Annotated in this window: 12 protein-coding genes and 1 pseudogene; 7 read left to right on the top strand and 6 right to left on the bottom strand. The window is 70.1% G+C overall.

The genetic code is table 11. The features are described 5' to 3' along the window. Together QMX80_RS14060 and rimI are read left to right on the top strand one after the other, a co-directional pair. A pseudogene (locus tag QMX80_RS14060) lies at nucleotides 1-276 on the top strand (alanine acetyltransferase); the annotation flags it as partial. Between the two features lie 14 nt (nucleotides 277-290). Then, a complete protein-coding gene (rimI, locus tag QMX80_RS14055) occupies nucleotides 291-770 on the top strand; it encodes a ribosomal protein S18-alanine N-acetyltransferase (protein WP_161809364.1) in 480 nt (159 codons plus the stop codon). Between the two features lie 15 nt (nucleotides 771-785). Here rimI and QMX80_RS14050 read toward each other — a convergent pair whose 3' ends face one another. The 5 genes from QMX80_RS14050 to QMX80_RS14030 all read right to left on the bottom strand — a co-directional run bounded on the left by QMX80_RS14050 (nucleotide 786) and on the right by QMX80_RS14030 (nucleotide 6,764). Continuing rightward, nucleotides 786-1,610, bottom strand: coding sequence for an EamA family transporter (locus tag QMX80_RS14050; protein WP_282277671.1), 825 nt, complete (start codon nucleotides 1,608-1,610; stop codon nucleotides 786-788). A gap of 90 nt (nucleotides 1,611-1,700) precedes the next feature. Then, the gene (locus QMX80_RS14045; RefSeq protein WP_282277669.1) at nucleotides 1,701-4,526 is read right to left on the bottom strand and encodes a valine--tRNA ligase; all 2,826 of its coding nucleotides are present in this window, start codon (nucleotides 4,524-4,526) and stop codon (nucleotides 1,701-1,703) included. 33 nt (nucleotides 4,527-4,559) lie between these two features. Then, nucleotides 4,560-4,748, bottom strand: coding sequence for a YqaE/Pmp3 family membrane protein (locus QMX80_RS14040; protein ID WP_055766068.1), 189 nt, complete (start codon nucleotides 4,746-4,748; stop codon nucleotides 4,560-4,562). A 12-nt stretch (nucleotides 4,749-4,760) separates the two neighbouring features. Beyond that, nucleotides 4,761-5,186, bottom strand: coding sequence for a DNA polymerase III subunit chi (locus tag QMX80_RS14035; protein ID WP_055766067.1), 426 nt, complete (start codon nucleotides 5,184-5,186; stop codon nucleotides 4,761-4,763). A 105-nt stretch (nucleotides 5,187-5,291) separates the two neighbouring features. Continuing rightward, entirely contained in the window at nucleotides 5,292-6,764 is a 1,473-nt protein-coding gene (locus tag QMX80_RS14030; RefSeq protein WP_055766064.1) for a leucyl aminopeptidase, read from the bottom strand. Nucleotides 6,765-6,869: 105 nt separating this feature from the next. Here QMX80_RS14030 and lptF point away from each other — a divergent pair, with 105 nt between their 5' ends. Continuing rightward, nucleotides 6,870-7,952 carry an LPS export ABC transporter permease LptF gene (lptF, locus tag QMX80_RS14025; protein ID WP_282277666.1) on the top strand — a complete coding sequence of 361 codons (1,083 nt, stop codon included), beginning with the start codon at nucleotides 6,870-6,872 and terminating at the stop codon, nucleotides 7,950-7,952. Further along, nucleotides 7,898-9,055 carry an LPS export ABC transporter permease LptG gene (gene lptG, locus QMX80_RS14020; RefSeq protein WP_282277665.1) on the top strand — a complete coding sequence of 386 codons (1,158 nt, stop codon included), beginning with the start codon at nucleotides 7,898-7,900 and terminating at the stop codon, nucleotides 9,053-9,055. The genes lptF and lptG overlap by 55 nt, the downstream gene beginning before the upstream one ends. Nucleotides 9,056-9,312: 257 nt before the next feature. Here lptG and QMX80_RS14015 read toward each other — a convergent pair whose 3' ends face one another. Next, a complete protein-coding gene (locus QMX80_RS14015) occupies nucleotides 9,313-9,780 on the bottom strand; it encodes an RDD family protein (RefSeq protein ID WP_282277663.1) in 468 nt (155 codons plus the stop codon). A 71-nt stretch (nucleotides 9,781-9,851) separates the two neighbouring features. Between QMX80_RS14015 and QMX80_RS14010 the strand changes: the two genes are divergently transcribed. The 3 genes from QMX80_RS14010 to purL all read left to right on the top strand — a co-directional run bounded on the left by QMX80_RS14010 (nucleotide 9,852) and on the right by purL (nucleotide 16,490). Continuing rightward, nucleotides 9,852-10,937 carry a site-specific tyrosine recombinase XerD gene (locus QMX80_RS14010; RefSeq protein ID WP_282277662.1) on the top strand — a complete coding sequence of 362 codons (1,086 nt, stop codon included), beginning with the start codon at nucleotides 9,852-9,854 and terminating at the stop codon, nucleotides 10,935-10,937. Between the two features lie 546 nt (nucleotides 10,938-11,483). Then, entirely contained in the window at nucleotides 11,484-12,263 is a 780-nt protein-coding gene (locus tag QMX80_RS14005) for a DsbC family protein (protein WP_055766048.1), read from the top strand. A gap of 345 nt (nucleotides 12,264-12,608) precedes the next feature. After that, nucleotides 12,609-16,490: a phosphoribosylformylglycinamidine synthase gene (gene purL / locus QMX80_RS14000; RefSeq protein ID WP_282277661.1), complete on the top strand. Its 3,882-nt coding sequence runs from the start codon at nucleotides 12,609-12,611 to the stop codon at nucleotides 16,488-16,490. Nucleotides 16,491-16,633: the final 143 nt, after the last annotated feature.

The raw sequence follows: 16,633 nt of genomic DNA, 5'->3' as shown, positions 1-16,633 counted from the left end.
CCGCCACCGCGCCGCGAAGCGCCCGCGCCGACGCCGACGCCGCCTGATGCGCCGGCCACCGCGCCGGAGGCCCGACCGGCGGCGCGTCGTGGCGGACTGCGCCTGCCCGACCGCCTGCAGATCGCGCTGCTGCGCGCTTCCGGCTGCAATCCCAACGATCCGGGAACCCGCGCACTGATGGACAGCTGGCCGCTGGCCGAGCTGCGCGCCGATCCCGCCGCCAAGCGCGCGCTGTGGCCGCAACTGCGCGAGCTTCGGCGGAAGCAGCGGCAGTGAGCGCGGTGGCGGCGATGCCTGCCCCCGTGCTGCGCCCGATGCACGAGGGGGACCTGGACGCGGTGATGGAGATCGAGCTGCGCGCCTATCCGTTTCCCTGGGCCCGCGGCATTTTCCAGGACTGCCTGCGCGCCGGCTATCCGGGGCGCGTGCTGGTGGGGGACGCCGGCCTGCTCGGCTATGGGCTGCTGAGCATCGCCGCCGACGAGGCGCACGTGCTCAACGTCTGCGTCGATCCGCTGCGCCAGTCGCGCGGGCTCGGGCGGCGCCTGCTGCGCGACCTGGTGCGGTTGGCGCGGCAGCACGGCGCGGCGCGGGTGTTCCTGGAGGTGCGCCCGTCCAATACATCGGCCATCGCGCTGTACCACAGCGAGGGCTTCAACGAGATCGGCCGCCGCCCGCGCTACTACCCGGCCGGGAGCGGGCGCGAGGACGCGCTGGTGATGGCGATGGAACTGGTGGACGAGGACATCGCCCGCATGCCGCCGCTGTGAGGCGCGCGGCCCGGTTCAACCCAGTCGCAGCAGGGCCACGCCGGCCACGATGAGCGCCGCGGCGAGCAGGCGCCTGCGGTCGATGCGTTCCTTCAGCACGACGGCCGAAATCAGCAGCGCGAACAGGATCGAGGTCTCGCGCAGCGCGGCGATGATCGCCACCGGCGCAAGGGTCATCGCCCACAGCGCGATGCCGTAGGACGCGGTGGTGCCGAAGCCGCCGACCAGCCCGCGCCCCCAGTTGCCGCGCAGGTGGCTGCGCAGCTGCGCGCGGCGGGCGTACAGCGCCCACAGCGGCAGGGGCAGGCCGGACAGCAGGAACAGCCACAGCGTGTAGCTCGCCGCGTTGCCGGACAGGCGCGCGCCCCGCGCGTCGACCAGGGTATAGGTGGCGATCAGCACGGCGATGGACAGCGGCAGCCGCAGGTGGTGGCGGGCGCCGCCACCGGCCATGCCCAGGATGCCGGCGCTGACCACCGCGATGCCGAGCCAGCCGCTTGCCGGCAGGCGCTCGCCGAATGCCAGGCTGCCGGCCAGCGCCACCAGCAGCGGCGCGCAGCCGCGCATCAGCGGATAGGACAGGCTCATGTCGGCGACCTGGTAGGCACGCGCGACCAGGACGTAATAGCCGACCTGCAGCACGGCCGACGCGGCCAGCCATGGCCAGCTTGGCGGCTCGGGAAGCGGCAGCCACGGCAGTGCCAGCGCGGACAGGAGGGCGGCCCAGCCGGTGACCAGGATCGTGGTCAGCAGCTTGTCGCCACCGAGTTTGACGATGGCGTTCCAGCCGGCATGCAGCAGGGCGGCGCACAGCACCGCGCAGAAGATCGCCAGCGACATCGCATGCCCGTGGTGCGGGGAAAGGGCGCAGGATAGCCGCAAATGGAAACGCCGCCCGCAGGCGGCGTTTCCATCGCTGCAGCGGCGCGTTTACAGCTTGGCGCGCTGTTCCTGCAGGCCGGCCAGCTGGCTGTTCCAGTCGAGCAGGCGCACGCGCTCCTGTTCGACCACCGCTGCCGGCACCTTGTCGGTGAACCTGGACAGCTTGGTCTCGCTCTTTTCCTTCTCGGCGGACACGCGGGCGATTTCCTTGTCCAGGCGCGCACGCTCGGCATCCAGGTCGACCAGGCCTTCCAGCGGCACCAGCAGCTTGAGCTCACCGACAATCGCGGCTGCGGCCGGTGGCGTCACCGCATCGGCGGCCAACCAATCAATGCTCTCCAGCTTGAGCAGGAAGCGCAGCTGCGAAGCGAAGCGTTCGACACGCGCACGATCGGCGGCCTGTCCACCCTGCAGCAGCAGGCGCACCTGCCTGGACGGCGGTACGTTCAACTCGCTGCGCACGCGGCGCAGGGCGCTGACCATGGTCTTGAACCATTCCACGTCGACTTCGGCCTGCGCGTAATCGCCGGCAAACTCCTCCGCGGTCGGGTACGCGCGCAGCGACAGCGACTCGGCATCGATACCCAGTCGCGGTGCCACCTGCTGCCACAGCTGCTCGGTAACGAACGGGGTCAGCGGGTGCAGCAGGCGCAGCACCGCTTCCAGCACGTACAGCAGGGTGTGGCGGGTACTCTCCGCATCCGCCGCATCACTACCGTTCAATGCCGGCTTGGTCAGCTCCAGGAACCAATCGCAGAACTCGTTCCAGACGAATTCGTACAAGGCCTGCGACAGCAGGTCGAAGCGGTAGTCGGCGAAGTGCTGCTGCGCTTCGGCGGCGACCTTGGCCAGGCGTGCCAGGATCCAGCGTTCGGCATCGGTGCGCGGCTGCGGCGCGCCAGTGAAGCTCGCGCCCTCGGTGTTCATCAGGGTGAAGCGGCTGGCGTTCCACAGCTTGTTGCAGAAGTTCTTGTAGCCCTCGGCGCGGCTCATGTCGAACTTGATGTCGCGGCCATGGGTGGCCAGCGCGGCGATGGTGAAGCGCAGCGCATCGGCACCGTGGGCGATGATGCCGTCCGGGAATTCCCTGCGCGTGGCCTTCTCGATCTTCTCGGCCATCTTCGGCTGCATCAGGCCGTGGGTGCGCTTGGCCACCAGGTCGTCGATGCTGATGCCGTCGATGATGTCCAGCGGATCGAGCACATTGCCCTTGGACTTGGACATCTTCTGGCCCTGCCCATCACGGATCAGGCCGGTGATATAGACGTCCTTGAACGGGATCTGGCCGGTGAAGCTGTCGGTGGCCATGATCATGCGCGCCACCCAGAAGAAGATGATGTCGAAGCCGGTGATCAGCACGTTCGACGGAAGGTAGCGCTCAAAGCCGCGCTCGGCCATCGCCGCTTCGTTCGGCCAGCCCAGGGTGGAGAACGGCCACAGCTGCGAGGAGAACCAGGTCTCCAGCACGTCGCTGTCCTGGGTGAGCACCACGTCGTCGCCCAGGCCGGCCTTGGCGCGGGCCTCGGCTTCATTGCGGCCGACGTAGCAGTTGCCCGCTTCGTCGAACCATGCCGGGATGCGGTGGCCCCACCACAGCTGGCGGCTGATGCACCAATCCTGGATGTTCTCCATCCAGTGGCGGTAGGTGTTGATCCAGTTGCCCGGCACGAACTTGATGCTGCCATTCTCAACCAATTCCAGGCCGCGCTTGGCCAGCCCGTCCATCTTCACGAACCACTGGTCGGTGAGGTAAGGCTCGATCACCTGGCCGGTGCGGTCGCCGCGCGGCACCTGCAGCTTGTGCGCCTTGGTTTCGACCAGGATGCCCAGGTCTTCCAGTTCGGCCAGGATCACCTTGCGCGCTTCGTAACGGTCCAGCCCGCGGTACTTTTCCGGGGCGTTTTCGTTCAGCGCGGCCACTGGGGTGAACAGGTTGATCATCGGCAGGCTGTGGCGCACGCCCACCTGATAGTCGTTGAAGTCATGCGCCGGGGTCACCTTGACCACGCCGGTGCCGAACGCCTTGTCCACGTAGTCGTCGCCGATCACCGGCACGCTGCGGCCGGTCAGCGGCAGGGTCACGCGCTTGCCGATCAGGTGCGCGTAGCGCGCGTCCTCCGGATGCACCATGACCGCGGTGTCGCCCAGCAGGGTTTCCGGGCGGGTGGTGGCCACGATCAGGTAGTTGCGGGTTTCGCGCAGGGTCTCGTTGCCGTCGGCATCGACCTCGACGTGCTCGTAGCTGGCGCCGTCTTCCAGCGCGTAGGCGATCGACCACAGGAAACCGTCTTCCTCGACGCTCTCCACTTCCAGGTCGGAAATGGCGGTCTTCAGCACCGGATCCCAGTTGACCAGGCGCTGGCCACGGTAGATCAGGCCCTGCTCGTGCCAGCGGAGGAAGGACTCGATCACCGCCTCGCTCGGGCCCGGGTCCATGGTGAACGTGCTGCGCGACCAGTCGGCCGAGGTGCCGAGGCGGCGCATCTGGCCTTCGATCACATTGCCCGAGTGCGCCTTCCACTCCCACACCTTGTCGATGAAGCCGTCGCGGCCCAGCGAGTCGCGGGTTTCGCCCTTGCCTTCCAGCGCCAGGTTGCGGCTGACCACCATCTCGGTGGCGATGCCGGCGTGGTCGGTACCCACCTGCCACAGCGTGTCGTAGCCGCGCATGCGGTGGTAACGGATCAGCGCATCCATCAGCGTCTGCTGGAAGGCGTGGCCCATGTGCAGGGTGCCGGTGACGTTCGGCGGCGGCAGCAGGATGGTGTAGGGCTCGCCCTTGCCGGACGGCTTGAACAGGCCGGCTTTCTCCCACGACTCGTAGAGCGCGGTTTCAAAGGATTTGGGGTCGTAGCTGGAGGCGAGTTGGGTCATGCGGGGGAAACCGGAAAGAACGTGGGAGGGAGATCAGCGGCCGAAGGCGCGCTTGATCTTCTGGTCGGTGTGGTACTGGCTGACCGCGTATGCAGCCCAGATGGCGGCAGGTACCCAGCCGATCAACGTGATCTGCAGGATGAGGCAGACAATGCCGGAGATCGGCCGGCCGATGGTGAAAAAGGCCAGCCACGGCAGGAGCAGGGCAATGAGCAGGCGCATGGGGGGCGTCCTTTACATGTCGTGTTTGTTGAGCGCGTAGCCGGCGGCCTTGTACTGGCGCCAGCGCTCGCGCAGCGGTTCGCGCGCGGCCGGATCGGCCGGCACCACTTCCAGCACCCGCTCGCAGCCGCCCAGGTAAGGTTCGTCGCGCAGGTTGATCACCAGCGGCCGCTCCGGCGCGTCGGCGCCGGGCGCGGCGATCAGCACGATGGCTTCTTCCTCGTCCACGTCCTCGCCGACGATCTGGTGCGGGATGTAGGCGTCCGGGTCGAACGACCACAACAGTTCATCCAGTTCCTCGGCCTGCGCCGCGTCGCGCGCCAGCACCAGCGTGTACTGGCTGGTGTCGTTGGCCTTGCGCGCCAGTTCGCACACCAGCTTCAGCGGCTCGGTGAGGAAGCGGGGCTTGGCGATCAGGTAGAAATCGGCGCGGGTCAAGGCAGGTAACCGGGAAGAGGGAGGGGGAAGGGGGGCATGGATGGCGGGGCGGGGGAACCGGCCCGGGGAGTTCTCATGCCCCGTTCCCTGTTCCCCCTCCTGGCCTCAGGCCACCCGGTCCAGCAGCCACTGCGTCAGCAGGCCGACCGGGCGGCCGGTGGCCATGCCGCGCTTGCCTTCGTCGCTGGCCACGCCGGCGATGTCCAGATGCGCCCAGCGCTGGCCTTCGGTGAAGCGCGACAGGAAGCAGCCGGCGGTGATGGCACCGGCCCAGCGGCCACCGATGTTGTAGACGTCAGCGAAGCTGGAATCCAGCATCGGCTGGTACTCGTCCCACAGCGGCAGGCGCCAGGCGCGGTCGAACACGTGCTCGCCGGCGGCGGTCAGCTCGTTGGCCAGGTCGTCGTGCTTGCTCATCAGCCCGGCGGTCTGGTGGCCCAGGGCGACCATGCAGGCGCCGGTGAGGGTGGCCACGTCGACCAGCGCGGCCGGCTCGAAGCGCTGTGCGTAGGTCAGCGCGTCGCACAGGATCAGGCGGCCCTCGGCGTCGGTGTTGCCGACTTCGATGGTCTTGCCGGACATCGAGGTGATCACGTCGGACGGGCGGTAGGCGTTGCCGTCGATGGCGTTTTCCACCGCCGGCACCACCACCACCAGGTTCAGCGGCAGCCTGGCCTTGACCGTGGCGACGAAGGTGCCGATGACGTTGGCGCCACCGCACATGTCGTACTTCATTTCCTCGATGCCGCCCTGGGTCTTCAGGTTGACGCCGCCGGTGTCGAAGGTGATGCCCTTGCCGACCAGCACGTAGGGCTTGGCGTCGCCGCCGTTGTTCCACTTCAGCACCACCAGCTTGGGGCGGTTGGCCGCGCCGCGGGCCACGGCCAGCAGCGAGCCCATGCCCAGGGCCTCCATCTGCTGCTCGTCCAGGATCTCGGCCTGCGCGCCTTCATGCTCGGCGGCGAACTTGACCGAGGTCTCGGCCAGGTAGGCCGGGGTGCACAGGTTCGGCGGCAGGTTGCCCAGCTCGCGGGCGTACTCGACGCCGGCGGCGATGGCCTGGCCCTGCTGCAGGGCGGTCTCGTCGCTGCCGCTGATCGCCAGGGTTTCCAGGCCCGGGGCGTCGGGCTTCTTCTTGCCCAGGGTGGCGGTGTAGCGGTAGCTGGCGTGGTTGGCGGCGACCACGGCCTGGCGGACGTTCCAGGCGGCGTCGCGGCCGGCAACGACCAGTTCGGACAGGGTGAACAGCGCGCTGCGGGTGACCCCGCTGCGCAGCGCGCGCGCGGCGTCGCCTACCGCCTTGATGTACTGGGGCACGCCGAACTTGGCCGCATCGCCCAGGCCGACCACCAGCACGCGCGGCGCGGCCACGCCGGCCAGGTCGTGCAGCACGGTGGTGTTGCCGGTCTTGCCGCCGACATCGCCGCGCTCCACCAGCGCCGCGAGGCGGCCGCCGGAGGCGGCGTCCAGCGCCTGCGCCGCCGGGGACAGCGACTTGTCGGAAAAGGCGCCAACGATGACGCAGTCGACCGCGACGGAGGCCGGAGCGGCGTGGTTCAGGGTGAATTGCAGAGACATTGATCAGATTCCATTGCCAAATCCGTACAATCGCGGACTGTTTCCACCCTTCCAGACCGGCCGGGCGCGCCGCGAACCAAACCGGGAGTTTAAACCACCCACCCCATGGCGAAGCTTGACCGCTACCTGCTGAGCGACTTCCTCCAGAGCTTCCTGGCGACCCTGACCGTGCTGCTGGTGGTGAGCGTGGGCGGGGTGCTGGTGGACATCCTGGGCCGGATCGCCGACGGCCGCATGCCGGCCGGGCTGCTGCTGTCGCAGCTGGGCCTGCAGTTCATCGTCTACCTGCCCATCATCCTGCCGCTGGCCCTGCTGCTCGGGTTGTCGCTGGCCATCGCCCGGCTCTACCGGGACTCGGAGATGGCGGTGCTGACCGCGGTGGGGGCCGGCCCGCGGCGCCTGCTGCGGCCGGTGCTGATGCTGGTGGTGCCGGTGGTGGCGGTGGTCGGGGCCTGCTCGCTGTGGCTGGGCCCCTGGGCCAACCGTACCGCCGACGCGATGGTCGAGGCCGCCAGCCGCAGCGTGGTGGTGGCCGGACTGGAGCCGGGCAGGTTCACCCAGCTTTCCGGCGGCGGCATCGTCTACCTGTCCTCGCTGAGCGAGGACGGCACGAAAATGGGCAAGGTGTTCATCCAGCGGCAGAAGGACGGGCGCATCGACGTGGTCTCGGCCAACAGCGGCGCGATGTTCTTCGAGGGCGAGCGTCAGCGCTTCCTGCGCCTGGAGGACGGACACCGCGTCGAGGGCCCGGAGAACGGCGCGCTGGACTACCGCCTGATGCGCTACGCCAGCAACGAGGTGGCGCTGCCCGACCGCGACGAGCCGCGCGGGCAGGACGACCCCGAGGTGCTGCCGACCCTGCGCCTGTTGGGCGACGACCGGCGCGAGGCGCAGGCGCAGCTGCACTGGCGCATCACCCCGCCGCTGCTGGCGCTGGCCTTCGCCCTGCTGGCCCTGCCGCTGGCGCGCAGCACGCCGCGGCAGCAGCGCTACGGCAGCATCATGCTGGCCTTCCTGGGCTATGTCGTGGGCATCAGCCTGATGATCAGCGGCCGGCAATGGCTGGCCACCGGCAAGCTGCCGACGGCGCTGGGCATGTGGTGGCTGACCGTGCCGCTGCTGGCGCTGGCGGCATGGATGTATTTCCGCGATGGCCGGCTGTCGCGCCGCAAGCGGGGCCGCGCATGATGCTGAGCCCGCGCATCCACGACTTCTACGTTGGCCGCACCGTGCTGTTCACGGTGCTGCTGACCTGGGCGGTGCTGACCGGCCTGGACGCGATGCTGTCGCTGTCCGGCGAGGCCAAGAACATCGGCACCGGCAGCTATACCTTCGGCCATGCCGTGGCCTGGACCGCCTATACCCTGCCGCGCCGCGCCTACACGCTGTTCCCGATGGCCGCGGTGATCGGCGCGCTGATGGGGCTGGGCCAGCTGGCCGCGACCTCGGAACTGACCGCCCTGCGCGCGATCGGCCTGTCGCGGCGCCGCATCGCGCTCTCGGTGGCCATCGCGCTGTCGCTGCTGACCGCGATGATGGTGGTCAATGGCGAAACCCTGGCGCCGTGGGCGCAGGAAAAGGCCGATGCGCTCAAGGCCAGCGCCAAGTTCAATACAGACATGGCCGTGGCCCGTTATTCCGGGCTGTGGGCGCGCGAGGGCGACACCTTCCTCAACGCGCAGAACGGTGAGGAACAGCTCACCGACGACGGCGGGACGCGCCTGTTGCTGCACGACGTGCGCCTGTACCGGCTGGATGCCGGCGGCCGCCTGGCCAGCCTGACTTACGCGGTCACCGCGCGCCACGACACCGATGGCTGGACCCTGGAACAGGTGCGGCACGACACCTTCGGCGAGCGCTCGGCCACCCGTCGGACGGTCGCCAGCGAACGCTGGGATTCGGCGCTGGACGCGGCGGCGCTGGCCTCCGGCCTGGCCAAGCCGCGCAGCCTGACCGCGGCCGAACTGCGCACCAGCATCGAGTACCGCAAGCGCAACGGGCTGGATGCGCGCGACTACGAGGACACCTACTGGAGCCGCTGGTTCTATCCGGTGAACGTGCTGGCGCTGTGCCTGGCGGCGGTGCCGTTCGCGTTTGGCTCGCTGCGCAGCGGCGGCATGGGCAAGCGCCTGTTCCTGGGCATGCTGTTCGCGCTGGGCTTCCTGCTGCTGCAGATGTTCTTCGGGCGCATGGCCGGCGCGCTCAAGTTCGACTACCGCATCGCCTACGCGTTGCCGCCGATCGTGATGCTGGCCGTGTCGGGCTGGCTGTTCAAGCGCAGGTCGAGTTGACCTCCGTCCGCTGCGCGCATGCAAAGTGCGCGCGCCCTGTAGGCGCGATTTCAGTCGCGACCAGGGCCTGCCCCGGAAAGCCCCTTCACGACTGAAGCCGCTCCTGTGGGTTGAGCATTTCTCCCGCCGCACCGTCATGCCCGGTCACCCGTGGCAGCGGACAGGGGGCGATCAAGCGCCCATGCCGCGCTCCGGGAAACCGGATGAACCGGTTTGCCTGCCGCGCCGCCGCGCGCCTGCGGAACGAAGCGCCGGGCTTATTCCTGTTTGGGCAGGCGCACCAGCCGCGTGTTGCTCAGTCGGTCGTGCCACGTAAGCCGCTCCCGGTCGAACAGCGCCCACCAGAATCCGAGCCCGCCGCACAGCAGCGACAGCGTGCCGATCGCGTAGCGCTTCCACAGCATGCCCATCGAGGGCGTGCCGTCGGCGCCGCGCACATGCAGCCGCCACGGGCGCATGCCCAGCGTCTGCCCGCCGCGCTTCCAGCTGGCCGTCGCATACACGCCGGCCACCGCCCAGCAGCACAGCCACAACAGCCACTGCAGCGGGCTGTACGGGGCGATGTTGTGGTGCGTGTTGCCGCTTGCGGCCACGTCCAGCAGGGTGAACGGCACGGCGGCGAGCATCCACAGCGCCAGCACCGGCCACAGGTCGTAGAGCATCGCCAGCAACCGGCGCAGCAGCAGCGGCGAAGGGCGGGGCGGGGAAGCGGCGTCTGCGTTCATCGCGCGAGCATACGGGCTGGCGTGCGCGATGTGGATGGGCAGTGGCGCCGGCAATGCCTATCCTTCGCACGATGACTCCGCTTTCCACCGCCGCCGAACGCCGCCAGTTGGTGATGCAGCTGCCACCGCTGCGCGAGGAGGACGGCCACCGCATCCAGCGCTTCCTCGATGCGATCTGGGCCGAGCAGGGGCTGGCGCGTGCGACGCTGGACAGCTACCGCAGGGACCTCGAAGGACTGGCGCGCTGGGCGAACGGGCGCGCCTGCGCACCATCGGTCCGTGCGCCGGCGGGCGAACGGCCAGGGAGGGCGGCGGCGGCCTCTCCGCGAACCGGTGCCGCTGCGCCGGGGGCGGTTTCATCGGCGCAGGGAAGCCTGTTGGCCGGCATCGACCGGCCGGGCCTGTTCGACTATCTGGCCTGGCGCACCCATCACGGCTGGTCGCCGCGCAGCAACGCGCGGCTGTTGTCTGCGCTGCGCGCGTTCTTCGCCGATTGCCTGCGCCGCGGCGAGCGCGGCGACGATCCCTCCGCGCTGCTGGAGCCGCCCAAGCTGCCGCGGCCACTGCCCAAGGCCCTGGCCGAAAGCCAGATCGAGGCCCTGCTGGCAGCGCCGGATGTCGCCACGCCGGAGGGACTGCGCGACCGCGCCATGCTGGAACTGATGTACGCCGCCGGGCTGCGCGTGAGCGAACTGGTCGACCTGCCGGCCAACGCCGTCAACCTGCGCCAGGGCGTGCTGCGGGTGACCGGCAAGGGCAGCAAGGAGCGGCTGGTGCCCCTGGGCGAGGAATCCCGGCACTGGCTGGAACGCTACCTGGCCGACGCGCGCCCGGCGCTGGCCGCGGGCCGGCCGGTGCAGGCCACGGCCCACGGCCAGGTGCCCCTGTTCCTGACCCGTGGCCAGAAGCCGCTGACCCGCCAGCAGTTCTGGCTGCTGGTGAAGACCTGCGCGATGGTCGCCGGCATCGACCCGACGCGGATCAGCCCGCACGGCCTGCGCCACAGTTTCGCCACCCATCTGCTCAACCATGGCGCCGACCTGCGCGCGCTGCAGATGCTGCTCGGCCACAGCTCGCTGTCCACCACCCAGATCTACACCCTGGTCGCGCGCGAGCATCTGCAGAAGCTGCACCGCAGTCACCACCCGAGGGGGTGAGCGGCCGCGCTTGCGCGGCGTGCCGCGCGCGGTTGCGGGCGCCCGGCGGGCCTGCCCGGGAGGGCTCCAGCGGGGCTTTGCCCCGCTCTACAAGGAGAGGGGACGCAGCGGCTTTGCAGCGCCGGGCATCGCCCGGCGGGGCCTGCCTGGGAGGGCTCCAGCGGGGCGTTGCCCCGCTCTACAAGGAGAGGGGGGCGCGGCGGCTTTGTAGCGCCGGGCATCGCCCGGCGGGGCCTGCCCGGGAAGGCTCCAGCGGGGCGTTGCCCCGCTCTACAAGGAGAGGGGACGCGGCGGCTTTGTAGCGCCGGGCATCGCCCGGCGGGGCCTGCCCGGGAGGGCTCAAGCGGGGCGTTGCCCCGCACGCGGCGGTGGGACGCTGCGTCGGCAATGGAATCCGTGCGGGCCTCTGGCGCACCTCGTGCCGCAGCGTCGCGCTGTTCGTGGGCCCTGCGGCAAGCGCCGCCAATCCCACCCCGCGCTGAACGTCCCGATCCGCGGGTATGCGAGAATCGCCAGGCTTTCCGCCTCTTTCCCCTTGGAATCCCCATGCTCCGAATCGCCATCGCCGCGCTGCTGGGCGCGATCAGCCTGACCGCCTGCGCGCAGTCGAAGGCGCCCGAAACCACCACCGCCGCCGCTCCGGCCGCCGGGGATGGCGCGGTCGAGAAGCGGGTGCGCGATGCGCTCAAGCAACTGGATCCGAATTTCAGCCCGGACTACATCGGCGCCGCGCCGTTCGCCGGTTTCCGCGAGGTGGTGGTGTCCGGCCAGGTGCTGTACGTCACCGACGACGGCCGCTTCCTGCTGCAGGCCCAGCCCTACGACATCGGCAAGCGCGCGCTTGCCACCAGCGAAGGCCTGCTGGCCTACCGCCGCAAGCTGCTGTCCACGCTGCCGCATTCGGACCGGATCGTGTTCGCGCCGCCGAACGCCAAGTACACCATCAGCGTGTTCACCGACATCGAGTGCGGTTACTGCCGCAAGCTGCACCAGGACATCGCCGAACTGAACCGCCAGGGCATCGCCGTCGAGTACCTGGCGTTCCCGCGCATGGGCCTGGGCAGCAAGGACCACACCGACATGATCTCGGTGTGGTGCGCCAGCGACCGCAAGGCGGCACTGACCGCCGCCAAGTCCGACCGCCCGGTGGAGGCGAAGAACTGCACCAACCCGGTGACGATGCAGTACAACGTCGGCCAGCAGCTGGGCATCAGCGGCACTCCGGCGATCTTCGCCGCCGACGGCACCCAGTTGGGCGGCTACCTGCCGCCGGCGCAGCTCAAGGCGGCGCTGGAACGGCTTCCCGGCGCGTCCGGCAGCCCCTGAGGCAGAAACGGCGGCCGAGGCCGCCGTTTTCATGTCCGCCATCGCCAGCCACCGTCCCCCGGGCGGGTGGCGGGCATGGCCCATCGCCGTCCTTGCAGGCCGGGGCATTCCCATGCAGGCCCGCCGGGTGGTACCCGGCGCTGCAGAGCCGCCGTGCCCCCTCTTCTTGTAGAGCGGGGCAACGCCCCGCTGGAGCCTTCCCGGTAAAACACCGGTGGCATGCCCCGCCTCCGCAATCCGGACCCTGTTCCCGCCGCGGCGATGCGGCATGCCGTCGCCGGTTCCAGCCCGCGGCGCTCGCTCCGGTACAATGGCGGGCCCGACTCCCACCATGGTCTCCCGGACATGATCGTCCTCGAGGGCGCAGCCGCCCTTTCGCCGTTCCGCCGCGAACGTCTTGAATCCCGCCTGCAGTCCATCGCCGCCGATCTGCGCATTACCGGTGCCTGGCACGTCTACTTCATCCAGGCCGCCGATGCCGCGGCCGTCGACCAGGCCGTGCTGGGCCGCATCCTGCAGGGCCAGCCGCAGCCGGCCGCCGCCGCCGCGGATACGGTCTCGCGCTATGTGGTGCCGCGCCTGGGCACGCTGTCGCCCTGGTCGAGCAAGGCCTCCGAGCTGGTGCGCGGCGCCGGCCTGCCGATCCAGCGCGTGGAGCGCGGAACCCGCATCGACCTGGCCGGCTGGCCGTCCGACCCGGCAAAGCAGGCCGCCGTGGCCAGGCTGCTGCACGATGCGATGACGCAGTCGCTGCTGACCGGCATCGAACAGGCGCAGGCGCTGTTCACCAGCCCGGCGCGCGGCCAGCTGGAGCGCATCGCCCTGGCCGACCTGGAAGCGGCCAACAAGCGCCTGGGCCTGGCCCTGGCCGACGACGAGATCGACTACCTGCGCCGGCGCTATGCCGAGCTGGGCCGCGATCCGTCCGATGTCGAACTGATGATGTTCGCGCAGGCCAATTCCGAGCACTGCCGGCACAAGATCTTCAATGCCAGCTGGACCATCGACAGGCGCGAGCAGGACCGCTCGCTGTTCCGCATGATCAAGAACACCCACCAGCAGACCCCGCAGCACACGTTGAGCGCCTACAGCGACAACGCGGCGGTGATCGAAGGCGAGCCGGCCGCGCGCTACCGCCCCGATCCGGCCAGCGGGAAGTACCGCAGCGAAGCGGTGGTGCCCAGCGCGTTCCAGATCAAGGTGGAGACGCACAACCATCCGACCGCGATCGCGCCGTTCCCGGGCGCTTCGACCGGCGCTGGCGGCGAGATCCGCGACGAAGGCGCGACCGGCCGCGGCGGCAAGCCCAAGGCCGGCCTGACCGGCTTCTCGGTCTCGCACCTGCGCATCCCGACCCTGCCGCAGCCGTGGGAGGCGCCGCGCGCGCTGAATCCGCGCATGGCGCCGGCGCTGGACATCATGCTCGACGGCCCGCTCGGCGGCGCCGCGTTCAACAACGAATTCGGCCGCCCGAACCTGCTCGGTTACTTCCGCAGCTTCGAGCTGCCGGAAGACGGCATCACCCGTGCCTACGACAAGCCGATCATGCTGGCCGGCGGCCTGGGCGCGATCGACCGCGTGCAGGTGGACAAGCTGAAGCTGCAGGACGGCGACATCGTCATCGTGCTCGGCGGCCCGGCGATGCTGATCGGCCTGGGCGGCGGCGCCGCCTCGTCGGTGGCCTCGGGCGAGAGCGCCGAGGACCTCGACTTCGCCAGCGTGCAGCGCGACAACCCGGAGATGGAGCGCCGCTGCCAGGAAGTGATCGACCGCTGCGTGGCCATGGGCACCGGCAACCCGATCAAGTTCTTCCACGACGTCGGCGCCGGCGGCCTGTCCAACGCCATCCCGGAACTGCTGCACGATTCCGGGGTCGGTGGCGTGATCGACCTGGGCAAGGTGCCCACCGACGACCCGTCGCTGTCGCCGCTGGAACTGTGGTGCAACGAGTCGCAGGAGCGCTACGTGCTGGGCATCCCGGCCGGGCGCCTGGCCGAGTTCACCGACATCTGCGCGCGCGAGCGCTGCCCGTTCGCCGCGGTCGGCATCGCCACAGCCGAGGAGCGCCTGGTCGTGGCCTACGGCGCGACCCCGGGCAACGTCCCGGCCGACGCGCCGATCGACCTGCCGATGGACGTGCTGTTCGGCAAGGCGCCGAAGATGCACCGCGATACCGCGCATCCGGCCGCGCCGCGCTGGCCGGCGTTGAAGACCGCCGGCATCGACCTGCACGACGCCGGCCTGCGCGTGCTCGCGCACCCGACCGTGGCATCGAAGAGCTTCCTGGTCACCATCGGCGACCGCAGCGTCGGCGGCCTGACCGCGCGCGAACAGATGATCGGCCCGTGGCAGCTGCCGATGGCCGACGTCGCCATCACCCTGGCCGGGTTCGACACCTGGGCCGGCGAAGCCATGTCGCTGGGCGAGCGCACCCCGCTGGCCCTGCTGGATGCCGCCGCCTCGGCGCGCATGGCGGTGGGCGAAGCGATCACCAACCTGTGCGCCGCGCCGGTGACCTCGCTGGATACGGTCAAGCTGTCGGCCAACTGGATGGCCGCCTGCGGCCACGACGGCGAAGACGCGCTGCTGTACGACGCGGTCAAGGCGGTGGGTATGGAGCTGTGCCCGCAGCTGGACATCAGCATCCCGGTGGGCAAGGACTCGCTGTCGATGCAGGCGCAGTGGCAGGCCGACGGCAAGGCCGAGAAATCGGTGTCGCCGGTGTCGCTGGTGATCTCGGCGTTCGCGCCGGTGGTCGATGCGCGCCAGCAGCTGACCCCGCTGCTCGACCGCGATACCGAAAGCGAGCTGTGGCTGATCGGGCTGGGCGCGGGCAAGCAGCGCTTGGGCGGTTCGATCCTGGCCCAGACCCAGGCCGACCACAGCGCGCTGCCGGCCTTCGCCGGCGAAGTGCCGGACCTGGACGATCCCGAGCGCCTGCGCGGCTTCTTCGAGCTGATCCGCGATGCGCGCGAAGCCGGCCTGCTGCTGGCCTACCACGACCGCAGCGACGGCGGCGCGTTCGCCGCGCTGTGCGAGATGTCCTTTGCCTCGCGCCTGGGCCTGGACATCGTGCTCGACGCCTGGGGCGACGATCCGTTCCGCAGCCTGTTCAACGAGGAACTGGGGGCGGTGGTGCAGATCGCCCGCGAAGACCGCGCCGCGTTCGCCGACCTGGTCGAGCGCCACGCGCTGACCGAGTGCGCGCAGCGCATCGCACGGCCGACCACCGCGCCGGTAGTGCGCGTGCAGCTGGAAGGCGAAACGCTGGTCGAATGGCGCTGGGAAGAACTGTTCGACGCGTGGTGGTCGGTGACCCACGCCATGCAGAAGCTGCGCGACAACCCGGAAGCGGCCGACCAGGAACGCGCGGTCGCGCGCAGCTTCAATGCGCCGGGGCTTAAGCCGAAGCTGGCGTTCGACGCGGCCGAGGATGTCGCCGCGCCGTTCATCGCCACGGGCGCGCGGCCGAAGGTGGCGATCCTGCGCGAGCAGGGCGTCAACGGCCAGATCGAGATGGCCAACATCTTCGAGCGCGCCGGTTTCGACGCCTTTGACGTGCACATGAGCGACCTGATCGCAGGCCGCGTGCAGCTGGACGATTTCCGCGGCATCGCCGCCTGTGGCGGTTTCAGCTACGGCGACGTGCTGGGCGCGGGCCGCGGCTGGGCGACCTCGATCCTGGAGCGTCCTGCGCTGCGCGAGGCGTTCGCCGCGTTCTTCGCGCGTCCGGACACCTTCGCCCTGGGCGTGTGCAACGGCTGCCAGATGATGAGCCAGCTCAAGGACATCATTCCCGGCGCGGAGCACTGGCCGAAGTTCCTGCGTAACCGCAGCGAGCAGTTCGAGGCCCGTACCGCGCTGCTGGAGGTGGTGGAGTCGCCGTCGATCCTGCTGCGCGGCATGGCCGGCTCGCGGCTGCCGGTGGCGGTGGCGCACGGCGAAGGCCGCGCCGAGTTCGACAGCGCGGTGGACCAGGCCGCGGTCGACGTGGCGCTGCGCTACATCGATGGCGACGGCAAGGCCGACCCGCAGTACCCGCTGAACCCGAACGGCTCGCCGGACGGCATCACCGGCCTGACCACCCGCGACGGCCGCGTCACCATCCTGATGCCGCACCCGGAGCGCACCCCGCGCACGCTCAACCTGAGCTGGGCGCCGAAGGGCTGGGGCGAGGATTCGCCATGGCTGCGCATGTTCCGCAACGCGCGGGTGTGGTGCGGCTGATCCGGCCGTGCCGGCGCCGGGCCTGCGGAAAGCCGCATGCCCGGCCTTGCTCCCCGTAGGAGCGGCTTCAGCCGCGATGGGGCTGTCCCGCTGCATTCGCCGCAGTGCCGCGCAGGTGTTGAACGCGGCATATGCTTGAAAGC

Source organism: Stenotrophomonas sp. PS02297, from assembly GCF_029959705.1.
GTDB lineage: Bacteria > Pseudomonadota > Gammaproteobacteria > Xanthomonadales > Xanthomonadaceae > Stenotrophomonas > Stenotrophomonas nitritireducens.
Note: the sequence above shows the minus strand (reverse complement) of the source record. Positions and strands in the feature narration are given on the sequence as shown.